The organism is Actinoplanes sp. NPDC024001, from assembly GCF_040638955.1.
GTDB lineage: Bacteria > Actinomycetota > Actinomycetes > Mycobacteriales > Micromonosporaceae > Actinoplanes.
Genome location: NZ_JBEZZB010000005.1, coordinates 88458 through 110624, shown reverse-complemented (window position 1 = coordinate 110624; position 22167 = coordinate 88458). Strand labels below are relative to the sequence as shown.

Below are 22167 nucleotides of genomic sequence, written 5' to 3'. Positions count from 1 at the left end.
CCGGCGGCGGCTCAGGCGGCCGGCGGCGGCTCAGGCGGCCGGCGGCGGCTCAGGCGGCCGGGCTCAGGCGGCGACCGGCTGGGGTGCGGGCTCGGGCACGTCCACGCCGGCGATGATCTCGGCGGCGGCCCGGCCCAGCGCCCGGGTCGCGCCGAAGGTCGCGATGTGCACCCCGCCCAGGACGGTCTCCGGGATGCCCATCTCCACCACGATCGCGTCCGGGCGCAGCGCCAGCACGCGGGTCAGGGTCTCGGCGATCCACGGGTGCCGGTGCACGTCGCGGACCACCAGCACGATCGGGCGCTCACCGGCGCCGGCCAGCACCGGCTCCGCCGGGTCGGGCAGGCCGGCCAGGTCGTCGGCGGTGAGCCGGCGCGAGGTGGTGCCGGGAAGCAGGTCGGCCAGCGGCGCGCCGAGCCCCCACGGCGTCTCGCTGCCGATCGCGATGTTGCGCGGCGGGGCGAACTCGACCACGTGCGGGGCGGTGGCGACCGGCAGGGTCGTGGCGTCCGAGGTGGTCACCTTGACCGCGCGGCGGGCCGCGGCGAAGCCGACGGTCGAGCCGAGCACGGCCACCTCGGTCTGCGCGGCGGCGTCGGCGATGGCGCGGGCGCCGGTCTCGATCTGCCGCCGGGTGGTCCAGGCGGCGAGGCGGCGGACCCGGGCGACCGCGTCGTACAGGCGCTCCTCGGGCAGCTCGCCGCTGCGCACGGCGGCCACGATGGCGTCGCGCAGCCGGGTCGCGGTCTCCTCGTCGGCGTGGTCACCGCCGACGCAGATCGCGTCCACCCCGGCGGCCAGGGCGCGGACCGTGGCGCCGGTGAGCCCGTACCGCCGGCGCACGCCCTGCATCTCGATGCCGTCGGTGACGATCAGGCCGTCGAAGCCCAGCTGCTCGCGGAGCAGGCCGGTGAGGATGCGCGGGCTCAGGGTGGCGGGCAGCTCCGGGTCGTACGCCGGGATGAGCAGGTGGCCGGTCATCACGACCTGCGCGCCGGCGGCGATCGCGGACCGGAACGGGACCAGCTCGCAGGCCTCCAGCTCGGCGGCGCTCTTCGCGATCAGCGGCACGTCGTGGTGCGAGTCGACGGCGGTGTCGCCGTGACCCGGGAAGTGCTTGGCGCAGCCGGCCACCCCGGAGTCCTGCAGGCCACGGATGAAGGCGGCGGTGTGCCGGGCGACCAGCTGCGGCTCGGCGCCGAACGCACGGACCCCGATGACCGGGTTGGCCGGGTTGTTGTTGACGTCGGCGTCCGGCGCGTAGTCCAGGGTGATGCCGGCGTCGGCCAGCTCCCGGCCCAGGTCACGGGCGACCGTCTCGGTCAGCTCCGGGTCGTCGATCGCGCCGAGGGCCAGGTTGCCGGGGCGCGAGCTGCCGAGCCGGGACTCGAACCGGGTGACGTCACCCGCCTCCTCGTCGATGGCGACGATGACATCGGGGTTCTCGGCACGCAGTTGCGCGGTCAGCGCGGCCACCTGGGCCGGTGACTCCACGTTGCGGGCGAAGAGGGCGACGCCCCCCAGACCCTCCCCCAGCCACCGGCGGACCCAGTCCGGTGCGGAAGTGCCGACGAATCCCGGCTGCAGGACCGCAGCGGCGAGTTCCGGCAGATCGCCGTGAATGGACATGAGCCCCCGTACCTCCATATTCGCGAGCGTCGATGTGAACGCTCTCCCCCGTCCGGGGACCAATGGTCACACCCGCCCCAGGCATTAGTCAACAAACCTTTCTATTAAGTGTTCCTGAAGGATCGGTACGATGCCGGGATGCAGGTCGACTGGTCCGAGGTGCACGCTGTACGGCTACTCGGTGTAGCCCTGGCCGTCCTGTTCCTGCTCTGGGCCATCCGCCGCATGTTCGGCGGCAAATAGGGGTAACGGGGCGCCCATGCGCATCGGATACTTCCTGTCGAGCGAGGAGTACTCGCCGGCCGAACTCATCGAGCAGGCCAAAGGTGCGGAGCGAGCCGGCTTCTCCGGCCTGTGGATCTCCGACCACTACCACCCGTGGGTCGACGCCCAGGGGCAGAGCGCGTTCGTCTGGTCGATGATCGGCGCGCTCAGCCAGGCGACCCAACTGGAGATCACGACGGCGGTGACCTGCCCGACCGTACGCATCCATCCGGCCGTCATCGCGCAAGCCGCGGCAACCAGCGCGGTCCTGACCGGCGGGCGTTTCCGGCTCGGCGTCGGCACCGGCGAGGCGCTCAACGAGCACATCTTCGGCGACGCCTGGCCGGAGGCCGAGGTTCGGCTGGAGATGCTGGAAGAGGCCGTCGAGATCATGCGGGAGCTGTGGAAGGGCGGCGTCGTCTCCTACCGGGGCAAGCACTACACGGTCGAGAACGCCCGGGTCTACACGCTGCCCGAGAAGCCGGTCGAGATCCTGGTGTCGGGCTTCGGACCGAAGGCGATCGAGGTGGCCGCCCGCATCGGCGAGGGATACGTCAGCACGATGCCCGACGGCGACATGGTCAAGCAGTTCCGCTCCCAGGGCGGCGGGAACCGGACATGCCAGGCCGGATTCAAGGCCGCGTTCGCCGCCACCGAGGAGGAGGGGGCGCGCATCGCGTACGAGAAATGGCCGAACGCCGGCGTGCCCGGTGAGCTCTCCCAGGTGCTGCCCTCGCCCAAGCATTTCGAGCAGGCCTCGCAGCTGGTGACCCAGGACATGATCGCCGAGGCCTTCGTGTGCGGCAACGATCCGGAGAAGCACCTCGAGATGATCAAAAAGTACGCCGACGCCGGCTTCGACGAGGTCTACGTGGCCAACACCGGGCCGCACTACCAGGGCCTGTTCGACCTGTACGCCCGCGAGATCCTGCCGAAGTTCGCATGAGACTTCCCGTCTACGGACCCCGGCTGCGCAGGGTCGCCCGGAAACACTTCGGGTGGCCCTCGCTACGCCCCGGCCAGTTCAAACCGATGCGCGCGGTGCTGCGCCGCAAGGACGCCCTGGTGGTGCTCCCCACCGGCGCCGGCAAGTCGGCGATCTACCAGATCCCGGCGGTGCTGCTGCCCGGCCCGACCGTGGTCGTCTCGCCGCTGCTCGCCCTGCAGCAGGACCAGATCACCGCCCTCAACGAACGCGACGACCCCCGCCTGCGCGCGGTCCGGGTCAGCTCGGCGGAGACTCCGGCCCAGCAGCGGGAGGCCATCGAGGCGATCCGCACCGGACAGGCCGAGTTCCTGTTCATCACGCCGGAACAGCTCAGCGACCCGGAACGACTCGCCGAGGTCCGCTCGCTCAAACCCGGCCTGGTCGCGGTCGACGAGGCGCACTGCATCTCCGCGTGGGGCCACGACTTCCGCCCCGACTACCTGGCGCTCGGCGACATGATCAAGCAGATCGGCCGCCCGCCGGTGCTCGCCCTCACCGCCACCGCCTCCCCGCCGGTGCGCGAGGACATCATCGCCCGGCTGCGCCTGCACAAGCCCGAGATCCACGTGTCCGGACTGGACCGGCGCAACCTGTTCCTCGAGGTCGCCTACTGCCCCGACGAGGACTACCGCTGGCGGCGGCTGACCGCGCTGCTCGACGAGGGCGAACGCCCCGGCATCATCTACGTCCCCACCCGCCGGGCCGCCGAGGAACTCGCCGAGCGCCTCACCGAGTCCGGCTACCCGGCCGCGTTCTACCACGGCGGCATGGCGTCCGGGCTGCGCGAGCAACGGCACGAGGAGTTCCTCGACGACAAGGTCGACATCATGGTGGCGACCTCGGCGTTCGGCATGGGCATCGACAAGCCGAACATCCGCTGGGTCGCCCACGTCGCCCTGCCGGACTCCCCCGACAGCTACTTCCAGGAGATCGGCCGGGCCGGCCGCGACGGCGAACCGGGCCGCACGGTGCTGCTCTGGCGCTCCGAGGACGAGGCGATCCAGCGCTTCTTCAGCGGCGGCTCCCCCGACGCCGAGGAGCTGCAAACCCTGGCCGGCGCGCTCCACAAGGGACCGCAGACGAAGACCGCGCTGCAGAAGGAGACCGGGCTGGGCCCGCGCAAGCTGGGCCAATATCTCAACCTGCTGGAGCAGGCCGGCGCGGTGCGCACCGGCGCGGGCAACAAACTGACGGTCCCGGCCCGCGCGCCCCTCCCGGCCGCAGCCGCCGCGGCGGCGATCGAGGAGTACGAACGGCAGCAGGCGGTGGTCCGCTCCCGCACCGACATGATGCGCGGTTTCGCCCAGAGCCGGCAGTGCCGCACCGAGACCCTGCTCGCCTATTTCGGCGAAGACCTGAAACGCCCGTGCGGCCATTGCGACAACTGCGCCGACGGCACCGCCCAGGCCGTCGCCGAGGCCGAGGCCGAGGGCCCGTTCCCGGTCCACAGCCGCGTCGCCCACGGCGAATGGGGCCAGGGCACGGTGATGAACTACGAGGAGGAGCGGATGACCGTCCTCTTCGACAGCGTCGGCTACAAGACCCTCTCGGTCCCGGTCGTGGTCGAGCAGGAGCTTCTGACCGGCGCTTGATCCACTCAACGGCCGAGCGGACCAGTCAATCCTGGTCCGCCAAGTCGTCGATCTCGGCTCGACAGCGCCCCACGTGTTCGGCGAGTTCCTGGGGTTCGAGGTTTCGGTACCAGTTCGTGAAGCCGGACAGGGACGGCTCGAATGCCTCGGCGTAGGCCGACGCCCTCATTGCCGCGATCAAGCTGATCCGTCCGCCCAGCACCTCACCCGCCAGTTCACGGATACGCTCGTCACCGGCCTCGCGGTGAAGATGAACCAGGAGCCGCTCGACGAGTCGCTCTTCACCCGGGCTCATGGCAGCGCCGTCCCAGGATGGTGATAGGCGCTCTGAGGCAACCGATGTTGCGCCAGCACATCCACGTCGGCCGCCGCCGACTGGACGTATCCGGTGGCGCCGCTGACGATGGCAGATCCGGTCGCTATCAACTTCCGCGCCCGCTCCGTCAGCGTGGCGATCCGATAAGCCTCATAGGCAGCGATGCCCCACCCGGTGACGGCACCGACTCCCGTCCCGAAGGACGCGGTTCCGGCATATGCGGCCAAGGCCGCGATCATCGCAGCGTCGGAGATGTCCTTCAGGATCCCGGACACTCCCTCCATGAGGCGGTAGGTCCCCTCGGCGGCGGTCTCGTAGGCCTTCGCGAGTTCGTTGAGCGGAACCTGTTGTTCGCTGACCGCGGCGCTCAGCCCGGCGAAGTACGTGAAGGCCGCGTCGGCGGCATTGCCGTCCCAGGAGAGATCGAGCTCGACATTGCCGCAGGAAAGGTTGATACCGAGGTCCTGCAACGCGCCGGCAAGGTTGCGAAAAGCACCGGCACACTGCCAGACCAGCTCCCAGTCACCGGCGAACGCTGCCGCGGCCTCTCCGAAGACATCGTGTCCGGTCGTCTGTTTGACCAGCTCATTGACCACGTGCGACGGGCTGAGCCAGTCCAGCGCGACAGAGACGTTGGAGAACGGCTGACCGAGTATCGACTCGCTGTGCTCTTCCGGGTTCGTCAACCGCCGCAGGGGATCGGTAGCGTCGCTGAACATCGCTCAGCTCCTGTCGGGGTCTGGTCGCTCGACGCCGGGAAAGGCAGAGTCCAGGGACGCGGCAGCCGCCTGATCGGTCTCGCGGTACACCATGGATGCGTCATCGACTCCGGCCTGTGAGGCGTCCAGCAACCCCACGAGTTCGTCGAGCATGGCGACGAGCGTCCGGCGGACGGTGAGGTGCTCGTAGGTCAGCGGGTTGATGATCCCGCCGGTCACCGGCGAGATTTCCGGCACGTAGGCGTCGAGGTAAGTCCGGAATTCGCGAGCGTCGTCGGCAGCCCTGCGGATCAAGCCGGCATAGCTGTCCAAGGCCGGTGGGTGGACGCGAAGAGCGGTCATCGTTCCCACTTCCGTTTACTCAGGCGACGAGTGCCCGGATCCCGAACAATGCGATATCACCGAGCAGCACCACTCCGACGGCTGTGGCCAGCCGCCTCGCGGAGATCCGGGAGTCACGAGTCGACATGCTCATCACGGCGAAGACGGCGCCGACGAGATTGATCGGCACGGCTACGAGCACCGGCGCCCATGCGCCGGCCGCTCCGGCATCGCTTGCCACCAGCGCGAGGGCGACCACGGGGCCGACCGCGAAGAACAGCACGGCCAGGCTGAGGTACCAGCGCAACTCGTGTGTCGGGTCATCCAGTCCCACGGGCCCTCCAGTTCTCGCGGGCAGTCACAGGGGAGTACCCGCACCGGGCAGTAGCCGGTTCAAAAGCCGGCCGAAGACGGCATGCTCATCGAGGTGCCGGGCCCGTCGAGTTTCTGACGATCAACTCCTGGCCGGTCGCGCGCTTGCGGGGGCGGCTCGTCGGGGGCTTCAGGGCCAGCTCCAGGGCCATCCGGCCCATCTCGGTCATCGGCAGGCGGACCGTGGTGAGGCTGGGCGAGAGGTCGCCGGCGACGGAGACGTCGTCGAAGCCGACCACGGACATCCGCTGCGGCACCGGGATGGCGCGTTCACGCAGGACGGCGAGGACGCCCATCGCCATGGCGTCGTTGAGGGCGATGATCGCCGTGGTGTCGAGGCGCTCGCGCAGGATCTTCTCGGTGGCGACGCGGCCGCCCTCGCGGACGAAGTCGGTGTGCACGACCGGCATGTCGTCGAGTGACAGGCCGTAGGAACGCAGTGCGGCGGCCACACCGGCCATCCGGTCGGTCACGGTGTTCAGTTCCGGGGGGCCGGCGACCAGGGCGATCCGGCGGTGGCCGAGTTGGAGCAGGTGCTCGCCGAGGGCGCGGCCGCCGGCCTCGTTGTCGGGCAGGACCGCGTCGGCGCCGAGGGCGTGCCGGCCGATCACCGCGACCCGGCCGCCGCCGCGCTGATATCCGGCCAGGACGGTACGGGCCTCGGCCTCCACGCGCGGGTCGCCGTAACCGGAGCCGGCCACGATGATGATGCCGACGCGCTGGGCGATCAGGTTGCGGATCTGGCGCAGCTCATGTTCCGGGTCGCGGCCGGAGTGGCAGATCTGCACCAGCAGGTTCTGCTCGTCGGCGAGTTTGATGACGCCGCCGGCGATCTCCGAGAAGTACGGGTCGTCGACCTGGTGCACGATCAGGCCGACGGTGGAGCTGGCGCCCCCGGCGAGGGTGCGGGCGAACGGGTTGGCGACGTAGCCGAGCTCCCGCGACACCTCGCGGACCCGGTTCGCCACCTGCTCGCTGACACCGTCACGGCCGGCCAGGGCGCGTGACGCGGTGGCCAGCGAGACGCCGGCTCGTTCGGCCACGTCGATGAGGCGCAGCCCGGGGCCCGGTTTCGGCATCGACCACTCCCACACTATTGCTGGTGATCAATATCACAGCATAGAGTACGAAAGCGCTTACGGAAGCGCTTTCGCACTCGGTGCAGAGGAGCGTCCGAGGATGTCAAAAGCTTCGAAAGCCCTGGCCGCGGCCATGATCCTGACACTTGGCGCCTGCTCCGGAGGGGGCGGGGACGATTCCGGCGAGTCCACTGACGACCCGATCGTGGTCGGCATCTCGCTGCCGCTGACCGGCGACTTCTCCGAGCCCGGCAAGGGCGTCCAGCAGGGCTACGAGGCCTGGGCGAAGATCGTCAACGACAGCGGCGGGCTGCTCGGCCGCCAGGTCGAGCTGAAGATCCTGGACGACCAGTCCAACGCGGACCGGGTCGTCGCCGACTACGAGCAGCTGATCGGCAAGGACCAGGTCGATCTGGTCTTCGGCCCGTTCTCCACCCGCCTCGTCGTGCCCTCCGCCCGCGTCGCCGAGGAGTACGGGATGCTCTTCGTCGAGCCGGCCGGCGCCGCCAAGGAGGTCTTCGAGCAGGGTTTCAAGAACCTCTTCTACGCGGCTCCCGCGGTCGCCAACGACCACTACAACCACCTGGCCGAACACATCCTGGCGATGCCCGCCGACCAGCGGCCCAAGACCGCCGCCTACGCGGCGATGGACGATCCGTTCGCGCAGGGTACGGCGTACGGGCTGAAGGAGAAACTGGAGGCCGGCGGGGTCAGGACCGTGGTGAACGAGGTCTACCCGCCGAACACCACCGACTTCAGCGGCATCGCGGCGAAGGTCGCCGACGCCAAGGCCGACGTGCTGGTCGGCGGCTCGCAGCACCAGGACGGCGTGAACCTGATCGTGGCCCTGCAGCAGCTCGGCTACCAGCCGAAACTGGCCGCGTTCTCCACCGCGCCGACCAACCCGGAGTTCGCCAAGGCGGTCGGCAACAAGACCGAGGGGATCCTCTCCCCCACCGGTTACAGCCAGGACGCGCAGTACCCGAGCAACAAGGAGTTCGTCGAGAAGTTCACCGCGCAGTTCGGCAAGGCACCGGAGGAGGACCAGGCCAACGGCTACACCACCGGCCAGGTGGTGGCGGCCGCGGTCACCGCGGTGGGTTGCGCCGAGCAGGGCGACTGCCAGAAGAAACTGGTGGATTGGGTACGCGCGAACACCGTGGAGACCGTGGTCGGTCCACTGTCCTGGGACGGCACCGGCAAACCCAAGGGTGCTCACATGATCCAGCAGTGGGTCGGCGGCGACATCAAGATCGTGTTGCCGGCCGACGTCAAGGAGGCCGAGTTCGTCTTCCCGAAGCCGGCCTGGTGAGTCGCTGATGCCCTCCGGCGCGCTGCTGTTCCAGAGTGTGCTCCTGGGGATCCTGCTGGGCGGCCTCTACGCCCTGCTCGCCTCGGGGCTCACGCTCTACTTCGGCATCATGCGGGTGGTGATGATCGCCCACTCGGCGTTCCTGATCCTCGCCGCCTACCTGGGCTGGTGGCTGCACGAGCGGGCCGGGCTGGATCCGCTGCTGACCATGCTCGGCACCGTCCCGCTCTTCTTCGCGGCCGGCGTCGGGCTGCAGCGGCTGCTGCTCACCCGCCTGCGCCCGGCCACCCTGACCATGATGTCGGTGCTGCTGACGTTCGCGATCGCCCTGCTCATCGAGGGTCTGCTCGGGTACGCGTTCACCGGCACGCAGCGGCGCGTCCAGCTGGGCTACGGCTCGGCCAGCTTCGAGGTGTTCGGCGCCCGGGTCGCGGTGGTCAAGCTGATCGCCTTCGGGCTCGCCGTGGTCGCGCTGACCACGCTGTACGTGCTGATGAAGCGCACCCGGTTCGGCTGGGCACTGCGCGCGACCATCCAGCACCGGGACGCGGCCCGGCTGCTCGGCATCGACACCGACCGGGTGGCCGGGTACGGCTTCGGCATCGGCCTGGCCACCGCGGCGGTCGGCGGCACCGCGCTGTCGCTGGACACCACGATCTACCCGTCGCTGCACTGGCACTGGATCGGCCCGCTGATGGCGATCATCGTGGTCGGCGGGCTGGGCAGTGTGCCGGGGGCGGCGATCGCGGCGATGGTGCTCGGGATGGCGCAGAGCCTGCTGCAGATCCCGATGGGCACCACCTGGGCGCAGACGGTCTTCTACGTGGCGCTCTTCGCGACCCTCGCGATCCGACCACAGGGGTTCTTCGGAGGTCGCCTTGCCCAACGCTTCTAGGATCCTCAAGCTCGTCGCGATTCTGCTGCTCGCGGTCGCCGTGCTGGCGTTCCCGAGCCTCGCCCCGAACCCGTACATCCTGTCGGCGGGTGTGCTGGTGGTCTACTACGCCGTCCTCGCCACCTCGTGGAACTTCGTGGGTGGCTTCACCGGATACATCTCCCTCGGGCACGGGGCGCTGGCCGGGCTCGGGGCGTACGCGACCGGTCTGCTCGCCGCGAAAGCCGGAGTGCCGTCGTTCCTGGCGCTGGCGCTGGCCGGGCTCTTCGTCGGGCTGCTCGCGGTGCCGATCGGGCTGGCCGCGCTGCGGGTCCGCGGGGCCTCGTTCGTGATCGTCTCGATCGCCCTGGTGCTGATCATGCTGCTGGTCTTCCAGAGCTGGGCGTCGGTCACCGGTGGTTCCCGCGGGCTGGTGGTGCCGCGGCCGTTCTCGGTGACCCGGCCGGAGCACCACCGGATCTTCTACTTCCTCTTCGCCGGTCTGCTGGCGCTCGCGCTGCTCACGTGGTGGCTGATCGACCGGTCCCGGTTCGGGCTGGGCCTCAAGTCGATCCGGGAGGACGAGGACAAGGCCGAAGCCCTCGGGACCGCGACGTACGCGTACAAATTGATCGTTTTTGTGGTCTCGGCGGTGTTCACCGCGCTCGGCGGTGGTCTCTACGCGCTGTGGTTCGGCGACCTGGACCCGGTCTTCCAGTTCTCCATCCTGACCGGCTCCTACCTGGTGCTGATGGCGCTGCTCGGCGGCGTGCGGCAGCTGTTCGGGCCGGTCGCCGGGGCGCTCATCGTGGGCAGCGCGCTGGAGTACTTCAAGGTCCAATACGGCGACACCCCCATGCATCTCGTGACCACCGGTCTGCTGCTGGCTCTGGTGGTGCTTTTCATGCCGGACGGGGTGCTGCCCGCAATCGGCGATCTGATCAAACGGTTCTCCCGGTCGAACCAGACGTCGATCCGCGAGGTCAGCGCGGCCGAACTGCGCGAGCAGCGGCTGCAGAAAGCGGGAGGGACCAAATGAGCCTCGCGACCACCGAGCTGCGCAAGGCCTTCGGCGGGGTGACGGCTCTCGACGGGGCCACGGTCGACTTCCAGCCGGGGAAGGTGAACGCGCTGATCGGGCCGAACGGGTCCGGCAAGACGACCTATTTCAACTGCGTGACCGGCATGATCAAACCGGACGGTGGGCGGGTCACCTACCGGGGGCGGGACCTCACCGGCAGGGCGCCGCACCGGATCGCCCGGGCCGGCGTCGGGCGGACGTTCCAGCTGTGCCGCACGTTCCCCCGGATGACCGCGCTGGAGAACGTGCTTGCCGCCGTACCCCCGCGGGGTTTGACCGGGGGACTGCGCAGCGCGCGCGGCCGTGCCGAGATCGAGCGGGCAATGGGCTGGCTGACCCGGCTCGGCATCGAGCATCTGGCCGGCTCCGAGGCCCGGGACATGTCGTGGGGCCAGCAGAAACTGCTGGAGCTGGCCGGGGTGCTGATGGCCGAGCCGGAGACGGTGCTGCTCGACGAGCCGGCCGGCGGGGTGAACCCGGCGCTGCTCGAACGGATCGGGACGCTGATCCGCGAGCTGAACGCGGAGGGCCGGACCTTCGTGATCGTCGAGCACAACATGGACCTGGTAATGAGCATCAGCGATCACATCGTGGTCTTCGACCGCGGGCGGCCGATCGCCGCGGGCCCGCCCTCGGTGATCCGCACCGACGAGCGAGTCCTGGGGGCATACCTTGGCGTCTGAGCTGGCACTGACCGACATCGTGGCGGGTTACGGGCGGGCCGCGCCGGTGCTGCGCGGATTCAGCGTCGAGGTGCCGGCCGGGAAGATCGTCTGCCTGGTCGGGCCGAACGGGGCCGGCAAGTCGACCGTGCTCAAGGTGGCCGGCGGGTTGCTCCGGCCGCGCGAGGGACGGGTCGAGGTCGGCGGCGCGGACGTCACCGGCCGCGGACCGCAGGCGATGCTCGCCGCCGGGGTGTCGCTGGTGCTGCAGGGCCACAGCGTCTTCCGCGAGATGACCGTCGAGGAGAACGTGCTGCTCGGCGCGTACACGATGCGTGACAAGGCCCGCGTCGCCGAGCGTGTGGCCTTCGTGAAAGAGGTCTTCCCGGTGGTCGCGGACCGCTGGGGATCGCTCGCCGGGCTGCTCTCCGGCGGGCAGCAGAAACAGGTGGAGTTCGCCCGGTCGCTGATGGTCGACCCGAAGGTCGTCCTGCTCGACGAGCCGTCGATGGGTCTCGACCCCAAAGCGACCAGCACGGTGTTCGCACAGGTCGTGCGGATGCGTGACGCCGGGACCGCGGTGCTGCTGGTGGAGCAGAACGCTCGGCGCGCGCTGGAGACCGCCGACCTCGGGTGCGTGCTCGATCTCGGGCGCGTGCACATCTCCGGGCCCGCCCGGCAGCTTCTGGCCGATCCGCAGCTCGGGGAGCTCTATCTCGGCGGGCGTCCCGCCGAACCTCCGGTACAGCCGAAGATCTGAAAGGTCGCCCATGAGACTCGCGATTGCTGTCTCTGCGGTACTGATCCTGGCCATCGGAACACCGGTCAATGCGGGCGATCACGGTCCGCGTGACGTACACCCATCCCTGCGATCCGATCTGATCGCCTTCTACGACTTCGATCATCCGATGCCTGACGATCCGGCCCTCGAACGGGACCAGGGCCGGTCGTCCACGGAGATCGAGCTGATCAACGGCGGCGCGGATCAGCGCGTCGTCGACTCCGCCTACCCGGGCGCACGGCGGGCCTTGCAGACCCGCCAGGTCGGGCTTTCCCTGTCGAACGACGACTGGAAAGCCGGCATCTATTCACCGACCGGCGTGCGTACGCTGCGCGCCTTCAACGCCGTCAGCGGCACCACGGTGGCCGGCTGGTTCAAACGCTCGATGGACGGCCCGGCGCTCAACACGGTCACGCCGGCCCCGGACGACCGGTTCAACGCGATCGGGCTGGCCGGCGTCCTGACCGGTGACTCCGACGGGCACGCGGTGCGCGCCCTGCTCGAACTGATCGACGTGCAGGGCACGCTGCGCCTGGTCGCCCTGGGACGGCGGCTGGACGGCGGCGCCTCGCAGACGTTCGCGGCGAGCGCCGACTGGCAGACCCTGCTGCCCAAGGACCAGTGGGTGCATCTCGCCGCCACGTTCGACTTCAACACCGCAACCATGGCGCTCTACCGCAACGGCGTGCCGGTGGAGGGCTTCTACACGGTCGCGGGTGACCCGTGGCAGGTCGCCGGGCCCGGTCCGCACGTCACCACCGCGACCGACCCGCGCGGCATCAAGATCGGCGGGAGCTTCCCGCAGAACACCGTCGAGCGCAACCCGTGCGACTGCCGGATGGACGCGCTGATGTTCCTGGACCGCTCACTGACGGCCCGGGAGGTCGCGAACCAGTACCGCTTCATGAAGACCCGGGGGTAATTCATGCGCCGCTTAGTCGTTTTATTACTATTCTCCACATTAGTGGGTCTGCCAAGTCCGGCCTACGCCGCCGAGGCGATCGACGACCCGGTCCCCCACGAGCCGGTGATGTCCCGGCTGGGCCTCGTGCTCGAGGAGTACGCGCAGTTCCCGCAATCGTTCACCAACCCGCCGCTGACCGATCAGCGGCTCAACCGGATCGCCCGGATCAACACGATCATGGAGGTGCCGGACGGGTCCGGCCGCCGGGCGGTGCCCGACCTCAACGGCAACCTGTACCTGGTCGAGGACGGCGTACCCCACGTCTACCTGGACGTGGCCGCCACCTTCGCGCCGCAGTTCTTCTCCGGCCGCGGCCTCGGCCAGGGCTTCGGCTACGTCACCTTCCATCCCGACTTCAAGAACAACGGCCTGTTCTACACGATCCACACCGAGCAGGCGTCGCTGACCACGGCCGTGCCGGACTTCCAGCAGTCCGGGACCACGCTGTTCCACGGCGTGATCAACGAGTGGACGGCCACCGACCCGGCCGCCGGCACCTTCGCCGGCACCCGGCGGGAGATCGTGCGGTTCGGTTTCGCCGGCCAGATCCACGGCGTCCAGGAGATCAACTTCAACCCCACCGCGCGGCCGGGCTCGGCCGACTACGGCAAGCTCTATCTCGCGGTCGGGGACGGCGGGATCGGCGTACGCACCACCGACCCGCAGAACCTCGCCATCCCGCACGGCAAACTGCTCCGGATCGACCCGGCGGGCACCAACTCGGCCAACGGCAGGTACGGCATCCCGGCCGACAACCCGTTCGTCGGCCAGGCCGGCGCGCTCGGCGAGATCTGGGCGTACGGCTACCGCGACCCGCACCGGTTCAGCTGGGACCGGGCCACCGGGAGGATGTACCTCGGCCACATCGGGGAGAAGTCGACCGAGGCCATCTACGAGGTACGTAAGGGCGACAACGGGGGCTGGAGCGAGCGCGAGGGATACCTGCTCTTCGACCGGGCCGCCACCAACGTCTGCGACCGCCTCTACCCGCTGCCCGCCGACGACGCGCAGTACGGCTACGACTACCCGGTCGCGGTCTACGACCACAACCCGGCGCCGGGCTGGAACTGCAGGGACGACGTGGGTGTCGCGGTGGCCGGCGGCTTCGTCTACCGCGGCACGGACATCCCCGCGCTGCGCGGCAAATACGTCTTCGGCGACCTGGTCGCGGGATACGTCTTCTACACCGAGGTGAGCGAGATGCGCCGCGGCGGGAGGCCCGCCACGATTCACCGGATGCACCTGTTCAACTCCGCCGGCGAGTCGGTGCGGATGCAGCAGCTCTCGTCGCCCGGCGCGCCGGGTGACCCGGAGCGGGTCGACCTGCGGTTCGGCACGGACAGCCGGGGTGAGCTCTACATCCTGGCGAAGGCCAACGGGAAGATCTGGAAGGTGACCGGCCTGAGGACGTTCGCGGCCGGACCGGTCGGGCACACTCGGGTGACGCACACCGCGGGTGCGGCCAACTGGGCGCCGGTGACCCCGGCGAAGTGGCAGTTCACCAACCGTGAGGTGATCCTGGCCGAGGCCGGGGTCGAGCGGCCCGGTCCGCGGCGGCCGTTCGAGTACGCCGTCCTGACGAAGGGACCGGCGTTCGGCAGCGTGGAAATCCACGCGGACGTCCGGCTGGACACCCCGGTGGAGATCTCCAACCGGGACGTGATCATCGTGTTCGGCTACCGGTCGGACACGGAGTTCTACTACGCGCATCTCTCGTCGGACAACACGATCTATCCGCACAACGGGATCTTCAAGGTGAACAACGCCGACCGGGAACGGATCGACTACCAGTGGAACGGGCGGTCCCGGGGCGCCAACCCGGCGATCACCGATGCCGCGTGGCACGACGTCAAGGTCAAGCATCTGCCGGCGAGCGGCGAGATCGCGGTCTACGTGGACGGCGAGCGTGACCCGGTGATGACGGCGGTGGACAGGACGTTCACCTCGGGGCGGGTCGGGTTCGGCTCGTTCGACAACATCGGCCGGACCCGGAACTTCACCGTCACCGGCACCCCAGCCGGCTGACCGCCAGGGTCGCGTCCCGCGCCCGGAGGGAGCACTGGCGGTCAGCTCGGGTTGCCGGCTGACGGGCAGGGTCGCGTCCCGCGCCCGGAGGGAGCACTGCCGGTCAGCCCGGGGAGCCGGGCTGACCGGCAGTGTCGTTTCAGCGCGCTTGAGGCAGCACTGGGCGTCAGCCGGATACGGCCTTGCGGAAGGCCTCGACGGCCATGCCGGAGACAGCCCGGCCATGACCGAACACCGCATGCTCGAACTCCAGCTCGGCCAGCCGCGCGAGGCTGTGCCCGGCCCGCACCGGATCCGCGGTCACCACCCGGGGCGGGCCGGTCACCCGGCCCCGCCGGCTGCCCGCGGCGTCGCCGGCGAAGAGCACCCCACCGGAGCGATCCAACAGGTACGAAACGTGCCCGCGAGTGTGCCCCGGTGTGTGCAGGGCGGTGAACCCGGGCAGCGGCTCCGAGGTGTCCGCACTGATCAGCTGATCGATCTTCGTCGGCTGGACCGTGCCGATCACCCGGGCGGCCAGCCTGCCGAACAGGCCGGTCGGCGTGGCCGGCGGGTTCGCCCCGGTGATGTCCGGCGCGTCCGCGGCGTGCGCGATCACCCGGGCCCCGGTGCGTTCACGCAGGTCGGCGAGGCTGCCCACGTGATCCGGGTGGTGGTGGGTGATCAGGATCGTGCTCACCTCGCCGAGCGGACGGCGGATCGAGCGCAGTGCCCGCTCGATCAGCGGCGACCGGCCCGGCAACCCGGTGTCGACCAGCACCACACCGTCGTCGGTGACGACCACGTGCACGTTCACGTACCCCAGCCGGAGCTCGAAGACCCCGTCGACCACCTCTCGCACCTGATCATTGTGTCAGCCGGTGGACAGCAACCCCAGCTCACGGGCCTTCGCCACGGCCTCGCGCCGGGTGCGGGCGGCCAGCTTGGTGAACACGGCGGCCACGTGGGCGTCGACCGTACGCGTGGACAGCACCAGCCGGGCGGCGATCTCCGGGTTGCTCAGCCCCTCGGCGAGCAGGCGCAGCACCTCGGCCTGCCGGCCGGTCAGCCCGGCCGGATTGCCTCGGGTACCCGGCTGCGGTCCGCGCGGGATCCGGGCCACCCCCAGCTGCCGCAGGCGGGACCGGACCCGGCGGGCGAGCGGGTCGGCGCCCAGCGCGTCGAGCAGCCGGACCGCGGTGAGCAGGTCGTCCGGGTCCGTGCTGTGGCTCAGCGCCACCGCCTGGTCGTAGCGGCAGCCGGCCCGTTCCCAGAAATCGGCCGCCTCTCTCGGGTCGCCGTGCGCCTGTATCGCGTACGGCTCGGCAAGCGGGACGTCGGCGCCCAGCCGGTGCAACCAGTAGGCAAAGGCGCCCAGCCGATGGCCGCCCTCCGCCGCCCGCGCCCGGCGGAAGACCGGCAGCAGCCGGCCGGCGGCCGCGGCGTCGCCGCGCAGCCAGGCCGCCTCGGCCATCGCCGCGCCCGCGGGACCGATCCGCTGAGCCTCACCGATGCTCTGAGCGATCTCCCAGGCCTCCGCGATCAATTCCTCGCCGCCGGGCAGGCCGCGGCGGATCCGGGCGAGACCGAGCACGACCAGGGCCGGGGTACGCATCATCGCCGGCGCCCCGGACTCCCAGCGGGCGTGCCGTTCCGCCTCGTCCCACTCGCCGCGCAGCAGGAACGGCATCGCGCTGGTGATGTGCAGGTAGGTCAGGAAGCCGATCAGCTCGGTCCGCTCGGCGTAGGCCCGGCCCTCGTCCAGCAGCCGGCTCGCCTCATCCAACTGCCAGTTGTAGATCAGGTACCAGCCGATGTTGGCGTAGGCCCGGCAGGCGTGGTCGGCCTCGCCGGCGGCGATCGCGACGGCCAGGCTCTCCTCGAGCAGCTTGCGGCCCCGCACGTCGTCGGTGTCCCAGACCGCGAAGCCGACGTTGTTCAGTGCGTGCGACAGGATCCCGGGCTCTCTCTGTTTCCGGGCCAGCTCGATCGCCCGCTCCCCCACCGCCACCGCGGCCGCGTTCTGCCCGCCCAGCGCGTAGAGCTGCGACTGATTGCTCAGACCGAAGGCGAGCGCGGCGTCGTCGCCCGCGCCCTCCAGCACGTCGACCGCCTCGACCGCGGTCGCCTCCGCAGCGGGCCGATCGTTCCAGTACCAGTACAACCGGCTGAGCCGGCGCAGAGCCAGGCCGAGGGCGGCCCGGTCGGGCAGGCCGCGGCGCAGGGCGACCGCCTCGCGCTGGGCGGTCACGGCCGGTTCGGCCATGCCGAGCATGTAGGACTCCTCGGCGTACGCCTCCAGCAGGCCGGCGCGCTCGGCCGGAGCAAACGCGGAACGGTGCTGCAGCACCAGCCGGTAGTGCGCCACGGCCTCCCGGTGCGAGCCGGCGGCGGCTGCCTCGGCCGCCGCGGCCGGCGCATAGCGCACGATCAGGTCGGCGTCGCCGGCCTCGTCCGCATGGTGCACCAGCCGGGACAGGTCGGCGCCGCCGCGCTCCAGCAGGGCGGTGAGCACCGCGCGGTTCGCAGTGATCCGGTTGGAGGCGGTGAGCGACGCCTCCACGGCACGCCGCATCAACTCGTGCCGGAAACCCACCCGGGCCGGGGTCACCGTGAGCATGCCCCGCTGCTCGGCCGGGACCAGCGTGTCCAGCCCGCCGGGCACGATCGCCTCGACCAGCCAGCGCTCCACTGTCGACGGCACCACGGCCAGCCGGGTCAGGGCGTCCCGGCAGTCCGGCGGGAGGGTCCGCAACCGGGCGTACACCGCCTCGGTCACCGTGGCCGGCACCTTGTCGGCGTCGCCGGCGCCGAGCAGTTCGGTGACGAAGAACGGGTTCCCCGAGGTGATCGCGAAGACCCGGTCGGCGTCCTGGTCGCCGACCAGGCTGCGCACCGCCCCACGGGAGAGCCGGGTCAGCGGCAACCGGCGCATCGGCGCGCCGGTCACGCCGAGCAGCCCGCGCACCGGGTGGTCGGCGCCGATCTCGTCGTCCCGGTACGTCGCCACCAGCACCGCCGGCAGTGCGGCGATCCGCCGCACCAGGAAGCGCAGCACGTCGAGGGTCGCGTCGTCGGCCCAGTGCAGGTCCTCGACCACCAGCACGGTGGGGTGACCGGGCCAGTCCAGCTCGGCGCGGAACGCCTCGAACACCTGGGCCCGGTCACCGGAGGTAAGCGCCTCGGTGAGCGAGGTGCCCACCTTGCCGATCAGGTCGCGCAGCGGGCCGAGCACCCGCGGGGTGGCCAGGTCGTCGCAGTAGCCGACCAGCAGGCGCCCCTCCGCCGGCAGCACCGACCGGACCGCCTCGACCACACTGGACTTGCCGATCCCGGCCTCACCGGTGACGAGCACGACGGAACCCTGGCCGTCCAGCGCCCGCCGCGCGGCGGCGCCCAGCTCGGTCAATTCGTGATCGCGTTCCAGCAGGGCCCGTGCCATGGCGCCGATCTTAGGTACCGGACTAGGTGACCGCGGCGCCCGAGCTAGGTATCCGACACCGATTTCCGCAGCCAGCGGGGCCCGTAGAAACGAATGCATGACAATCAACGAAGCGAAACTGATGGAATTCGTGCACAAGTTCGTCGGCGACGTCGCCGCCACGATGGCCGCCGGCGGCGTCGTCGTCGGTGACCGGCTCGGCCTGTACCGGGGTCTGGCCGAGGGGCCCGCCCTGCCGGAGGAACTGGCCCGCCGCACCGGCACCGCACCCCGCTACGTCGAGGAGTGGCTGCGCGGCCAGGCCGCCGGTGGCTACGCCGAGTACGACGCGGCGACCGGCAGGTACTCGCTCACCGAGGAGCAGGCGTTCGCGCTGACCGACCCGAACGGGCCGATCTTCGCGCCCGGGGCGTTCCAGCTGGCCCTCGGAGCGCTGCGGGCGGAACCGCGGATCACCGAGGCGTTCCGGACCGGGGCCGGGCTGGGCTGGCATCAGCACGACGAGGACGTGTTCACCGGCTGTGAGCGGTTCTTCCGGCCGGCGTACAGCGCCCACCTGGTCAGCGAATGGCTGCCGGCGTTGGAAGGGGTCGAGGAGAAGCTGCGGCGGGGCTGCCGGGTCGCCGACGTGGGCTGCGGGCACGGCGCCTCGACGGTGCTGATGGCGCAGGCCTATCCGGCGTCGTCCTTCACCGGCTCGGACATGCACCCCGAGTCGGTCGATCAGGCCCGCAAGCGGGTGTCCGAGGCGGGGCTGGCCGGCCGGGTGGACTTCGAGGCGGCCGGGGCGCAGACCTTCGGCGGCGGGCCGTACGACCTGGTCACCACGTTCGACGCGCTGCACGACATGGGTGACCCGCTGGGCGCCGCCCGCCGGGTCCGGTCCCAGCTGGCCCCGGACGGCACCTGGATGATCGTCGAGCCGGCGGCCGGCGCGTCGGTCAGCGACAACTTCAACCCGATCGGCCGGGCGTACTACTCGTTCTCGGCGTTCCTCTGCGTGCCGAGCGCGCTCTCCCAGGAGGGCGGTTACTCGCTCGGCGCCCAGGCCGGCGAGGAGCCGATCCGGCGGCTGGTCACGGACGCGGGCTTCACCCGCTTCCGGCGGGTCGCCGACACGCCGTTCAACATCGCGTACGAAGCGCGCCCCTGAACGTTTCTGATCATGTGCCGGTCGGGTAGGTAAGAATGCTGTCGGCCATCCGATCGGAAAGGATCCGCGAGTGACGGACGAACCGCTCTACGCCCAGCTGGGTTTCACCGACGCTGAGTGGGGGCTGCTCACCGGCCTGCCACAGTCGGTGCTCACCGCGGCGAGTGCCGCCACGCCCGACAGCGCCCGCAAGACCCGCGCCGAGAGCGCGGCGGGGCTGGACCGCATCTCGGACGCCCGCGCCTCGGCGAGCGGGCTCGTCTCCGCGGTCGCCGCCGCGGCTGTCGCCGAGGCCGGCGACCCGGAGATCGGCGAGGAGCCGCCGGTCATCGAGCCGAGCGACCCCGCGGGGTACGCGGCGGACGTGCTGGTCCGGGCCGGTGAGGCGGCGACGCTGCTGTCCACGAAGGCGTCGCTCGCCGACGCCGAGACCTACCGGCACTGGCTGCTGGAGATCGCCGACGCGGTGGTCGGGGCGGCCTCGACCGGTGGGCTGCTGGGGATCGGCTCGGAGACGGTCACCGAGGACGAGCGGTCGTTCCGCGACGAGCTCGCCCAGGCCCTGACCGCCTGACCTCGTGTGGAGTTCGGGTGCGCCGCGCGCCCGAACTTCACACGGCCGGCGGACGCCAGGTCAGAACCGGGTCCATCTGGCGCAGCACCAGGTCGGGACCGAGCCGGCCGGCCAGCGCCATGCCGGTGTTGCGCAGCCACTCGGCGGCGGGATTGCTCAGGCCGGCCATGCGGGCGATCCGCCGGGAGGCCTTCATCACCGCCGACGTGCGCGGCAGCCGCTCGGCGGTGTACCGATCCAGGTCACCGGCGTAGGCGGCCAGCACCGCGGCGTCCTCGATCGCCTGGCAGGCGCCCTGGCCCAGGTTCGGCGTCATCGCGTGGGCCGCGTCGCCGAGCAGCGCCACCCGGCCCGCGTGGAACCGCGGCAACGGCTCGTCCAGACAGCGGATGTCGGTGCGGGTGACCACGGTGGCCGCCCGGATCAGCGACGGGATCGGCTCGTGCCAGCCGCCGAAGTGGCGCAGCATCTCGGCCTGCTCGTCGTCGGCTCGGCCGTCGGCGGGGGCGGGCGCGGTGGCATAGCAGTAGACCCGGCCGTCGCCGAGCGTGGCCACCCCGAACACCTTGCCGGCGCCCCACGTCTCGGCCGGCTCGAGCGTCCCGCCCGGGTGCGGCACCACGATCCGCCAGCTGGTCACACCCGTGTAGACCGGACCGGGGTGGGTGGGGAAGAGCTTTGCCCGTACCGGGGAGCGCAGTCCGTCGGCCGCGACCACGAGATCGGCGGTGAGCGAACCGTCGGCCGTGACCACCTGCCCGGTCGCCGGGTCGACGTCCTCGGCCGGCAGGCCGAGGCGGAGCGCGCCCGGCGCCAGGCCCTCGGTGAGCACGTCGACCAGCGTCGCGCGGTGCACCACGATGACCGGCTCGCCGTAACGAGCGGTGGCCCGGTCGGCGTCGGTCCGCGAGATCCAGCCGCCGTCGGGACGCTGGATGCCGGCCGCGCCCTGCAGGGCGGCGAGTTCCCGCAGGCGCCCGCCGACGCCGAGCGCGTCGAGGACCCTCAGCGCGTTCGGCGCGACGGCCAAGCCGGCGCCCACCTGGTCGAGTTTCGCGGCCCGTTCCAGCACCGTCACGTCCCAGCCGCGGCGCTGCAACGCCACCCCGGCTGCCAGCCCACCGATTCCGGCTCCGATGATCACCGCGCGCGACATGCCACGATCTTCGCATCATCGGGGGACACTCGAACACATGGTGCTCGACGAGTACGCGCAGGCCCGCCCGGCCGCCCACCTGCGGCCGTTCGTCGCGCTCTACTCCGGTTACCGGCAGCAGGGCCTGCCGCCCGCCCGGCATCGCGGCCTGCCGTCGCCGTACCTGACGTTGATCTTCACTTTGGACGATCCGCTGGTGATCGCCGCGCACCCGGACCGACGGCAGACCCCGGGCGCCTATCGCGCGCTGGTCGGCGGCCTGCACCTGGGCCCGGCCGTCATCACCCACGACGGCAGCCAGTCCGGGGTGCAGGTCGCGGTGCACCCGATCGGCTGCCGCGCGCTGCTCGGCCTGCCCGCCGGCGAACTCGCCGGCCTCGACGTGGAGGCGACCGCGGTGCTCGGCGAGCGGTTCGTCGGCGAGACCCGGGAGCGGCTGCGCGAGGCCGCGGACTGGCCGGCCCGCTTCGCGGTCCTGGACACCGTGCTGGGCGGCCTGCTGCGCGACGGTCACGGTCCCGACCAGGTGGGGTACGCGTTCCGCAGGCTGCTGCGGCACGACGTACCCATCGCTGACCTGGCCGCCGAGGTGGGGTGGAGCGGGAGATATCTGACCGACCGGTTCCGGGCCGAGCTGGGGTTGCGGCCGAAGGAGACCGCCCGGGTCGCCCGTTTCGACCGGGCCAGGCGGTCGGTGCGGCCGGATCGGCGGCTGGCCGACGTGGCCGCCGCGCACGGTTACGCCGACCAGTCCCATCTGGTCCGCGACTTCCAGGCGTTCGCCGGGTGCGCGCCGTCGCAGTGGCTGGCCGACGAGTTCGGTTTCGTCCAAGCCCTGCCGCTGTTACCCGGCGACGATGAGTTTCATGACTGACTCACCTTCG

21 protein-coding genes are annotated in these 22167 nt (G+C 71.0%); 12 read left to right on the top strand and 9 right to left on the bottom strand.

From position 1 onward, the window contains the following. Positions 1-63: 63 nt before the first annotated feature. On the bottom strand, positions 64-1629 hold the full coding sequence (locus AB0F81_RS04170) for a glycoside hydrolase family 3 protein (protein ID WP_360190630.1): 1566 nt from the start codon (positions 1627-1629) through the stop codon (positions 64-66). Between the two features lie 259 nt (positions 1630-1888). On the opposite strand from AB0F81_RS04170, the gene AB0F81_RS04165 reads away from it, so the two are divergent. Continuing rightward, the gene (locus tag AB0F81_RS04165) at positions 1889-2839 is read left to right on the top strand and encodes a TIGR03557 family F420-dependent LLM class oxidoreductase (RefSeq protein ID WP_360190627.1); all 951 of its coding nucleotides are present in this window, start codon (positions 1889-1891) and stop codon (positions 2837-2839) included. Then, positions 2836-4473, top strand: coding sequence for a RecQ family ATP-dependent DNA helicase (locus tag AB0F81_RS04160; protein WP_360190624.1), 1638 nt, complete (start codon positions 2836-2838; stop codon positions 4471-4473). The genes AB0F81_RS04165 and AB0F81_RS04160 overlap by 4 nt, the downstream gene beginning before the upstream one ends. A 25-nt stretch (positions 4474-4498) precedes the next feature. Here AB0F81_RS04160 and AB0F81_RS04155 read toward each other — a convergent pair whose 3' ends face one another. The 5 genes from AB0F81_RS04155 to AB0F81_RS04135 form a co-directional block, all read right to left on the bottom strand. Further along, positions 4499-4768, bottom strand: coding sequence for a hypothetical protein (locus tag AB0F81_RS04155; protein WP_360190621.1), 270 nt, complete (start codon positions 4766-4768; stop codon positions 4499-4501). Next, positions 4765-5508 carry a hypothetical protein gene (locus AB0F81_RS04150; protein ID WP_360190618.1) on the bottom strand — a complete coding sequence of 248 codons (744 nt, stop codon included), beginning with the start codon at positions 5506-5508 and terminating at the stop codon, positions 4765-4767. Before AB0F81_RS04150 ends, AB0F81_RS04155 begins: the two co-directional genes overlap by 4 nt. A 3-nt stretch (positions 5509-5511) precedes the next feature. Further along, positions 5512-5850 carry a hypothetical protein gene (locus AB0F81_RS04145; RefSeq protein WP_360190616.1) on the bottom strand — a complete coding sequence of 113 codons (339 nt, stop codon included), beginning with the start codon at positions 5848-5850 and terminating at the stop codon, positions 5512-5514. Positions 5851-5869: 19 nt separating this feature from the next. After that, positions 5870-6163: a hypothetical protein gene (locus tag AB0F81_RS04140; protein WP_360190613.1), complete on the bottom strand. Its 294-nt coding sequence runs from the start codon at positions 6161-6163 to the stop codon at positions 5870-5872. An 85-nt stretch (positions 6164-6248) separates the two neighbouring features. Beyond that, positions 6249-7280, bottom strand: coding sequence for a LacI family DNA-binding transcriptional regulator (locus AB0F81_RS04135; RefSeq protein ID WP_360190610.1), 1032 nt, complete (start codon positions 7278-7280; stop codon positions 6249-6251). A gap of 100 nt (positions 7281-7380) precedes the next feature. Between AB0F81_RS04135 and AB0F81_RS04130 the strand changes: the two genes are divergently transcribed. The 7 genes from AB0F81_RS04130 (at position 7381) to AB0F81_RS04100 (ending at position 14979) form a co-directional block, all read left to right on the top strand. Continuing rightward, complete coding sequence (locus AB0F81_RS04130) at positions 7381-8592, top strand: amino acid ABC transporter substrate-binding protein (RefSeq protein ID WP_360190607.1); 1212 nt, start codon at positions 7381-7383, stop codon at positions 8590-8592. Positions 8593-8599: 7 nt separating this feature from the next. Then, on the top strand, positions 8600-9487 hold the full coding sequence (locus AB0F81_RS04125) for a branched-chain amino acid ABC transporter permease (protein WP_360190604.1): 888 nt from the start codon (positions 8600-8602) through the stop codon (positions 9485-9487). Next, positions 9471-10505, top strand: coding sequence for a branched-chain amino acid ABC transporter permease (locus AB0F81_RS04120; RefSeq protein WP_360190601.1), 1035 nt, complete (start codon positions 9471-9473; stop codon positions 10503-10505). The genes AB0F81_RS04125 and AB0F81_RS04120 overlap by 17 nt, the downstream gene beginning before the upstream one ends. Continuing rightward, entirely contained in the window at positions 10502-11230 is a 729-nt protein-coding gene (locus tag AB0F81_RS04115; RefSeq protein WP_360190598.1) for an ABC transporter ATP-binding protein, read from the top strand. Before AB0F81_RS04120 ends, AB0F81_RS04115 begins: the two co-directional genes overlap by 4 nt. Then, on the top strand, positions 11220-11969 hold the full coding sequence (locus AB0F81_RS04110) for an ABC transporter ATP-binding protein (RefSeq protein WP_360190595.1): 750 nt from the start codon (positions 11220-11222) through the stop codon (positions 11967-11969). The genes AB0F81_RS04115 and AB0F81_RS04110 overlap by 11 nt, the downstream gene beginning before the upstream one ends. Before the next feature lie 148 nt (positions 11970-12117). Further along, complete coding sequence (locus tag AB0F81_RS04105; RefSeq protein ID WP_360190592.1) at positions 12118-12912, top strand: LamG-like jellyroll fold domain-containing protein; 795 nt, start codon at positions 12118-12120, stop codon at positions 12910-12912. Positions 12913-12954: 42 nt separating this feature from the next. Further along, a complete protein-coding gene (locus tag AB0F81_RS04100; protein WP_360190589.1) occupies positions 12955-14979 on the top strand; it encodes a PQQ-dependent sugar dehydrogenase in 2025 nt (674 codons plus the stop codon). Between the two features lie 166 nt (positions 14980-15145). Here the strand turns inward: AB0F81_RS04100 and AB0F81_RS04095 are convergent, their stop codons facing one another. Together AB0F81_RS04095 and AB0F81_RS04090 are read right to left on the bottom strand one after the other, a co-directional pair. Continuing rightward, positions 15146-15820 (bottom strand): MBL fold metallo-hydrolase, encoded by a 675-nt coding sequence (locus AB0F81_RS04095; RefSeq protein WP_360190586.1) that lies wholly within the window; start codon positions 15818-15820, stop codon positions 15146-15148. Positions 15821-15832: 12 nt separating this feature from the next. Further along, the gene (locus AB0F81_RS04090; RefSeq protein ID WP_360190584.1) at positions 15833-18400 is read right to left on the bottom strand and encodes an AAA family ATPase; all 2568 of its coding nucleotides are present in this window, start codon (positions 18398-18400) and stop codon (positions 15833-15835) included. Between the two features lie 97 nt (positions 18401-18497). Here AB0F81_RS04090 and AB0F81_RS04085 point away from each other — a divergent pair, with 97 nt between their 5' ends. Together AB0F81_RS04085 and AB0F81_RS04080 are read left to right on the top strand one after the other, a co-directional pair. Next, the gene (locus AB0F81_RS04085; RefSeq protein WP_360190581.1) at positions 18498-19553 is read left to right on the top strand and encodes a class I SAM-dependent methyltransferase; all 1056 of its coding nucleotides are present in this window, start codon (positions 18498-18500) and stop codon (positions 19551-19553) included. A gap of 70 nt (positions 19554-19623) precedes the next feature. Beyond that, positions 19624-20127 (top strand): hypothetical protein, encoded by a 504-nt coding sequence (locus AB0F81_RS04080; RefSeq protein WP_360190579.1) that lies wholly within the window; start codon positions 19624-19626, stop codon positions 20125-20127. A gap of 37 nt (positions 20128-20164) precedes the next feature. Here AB0F81_RS04080 and AB0F81_RS04075 read toward each other — a convergent pair whose 3' ends face one another. Beyond that, entirely contained in the window at positions 20165-21283 is a 1119-nt protein-coding gene (locus AB0F81_RS04075; protein WP_360190577.1) for an FAD-dependent monooxygenase, read from the bottom strand. A 37-nt stretch (positions 21284-21320) separates the two neighbouring features. Here AB0F81_RS04075 and AB0F81_RS04070 point away from each other — a divergent pair, with 37 nt between their 5' ends. Further along, positions 21321-22157, top strand: coding sequence for a helix-turn-helix transcriptional regulator (locus AB0F81_RS04070; protein WP_360190574.1), 837 nt, complete (start codon positions 21321-21323; stop codon positions 22155-22157). The last annotated feature ends 10 nt before the right edge of the window (positions 22158-22167 follow it).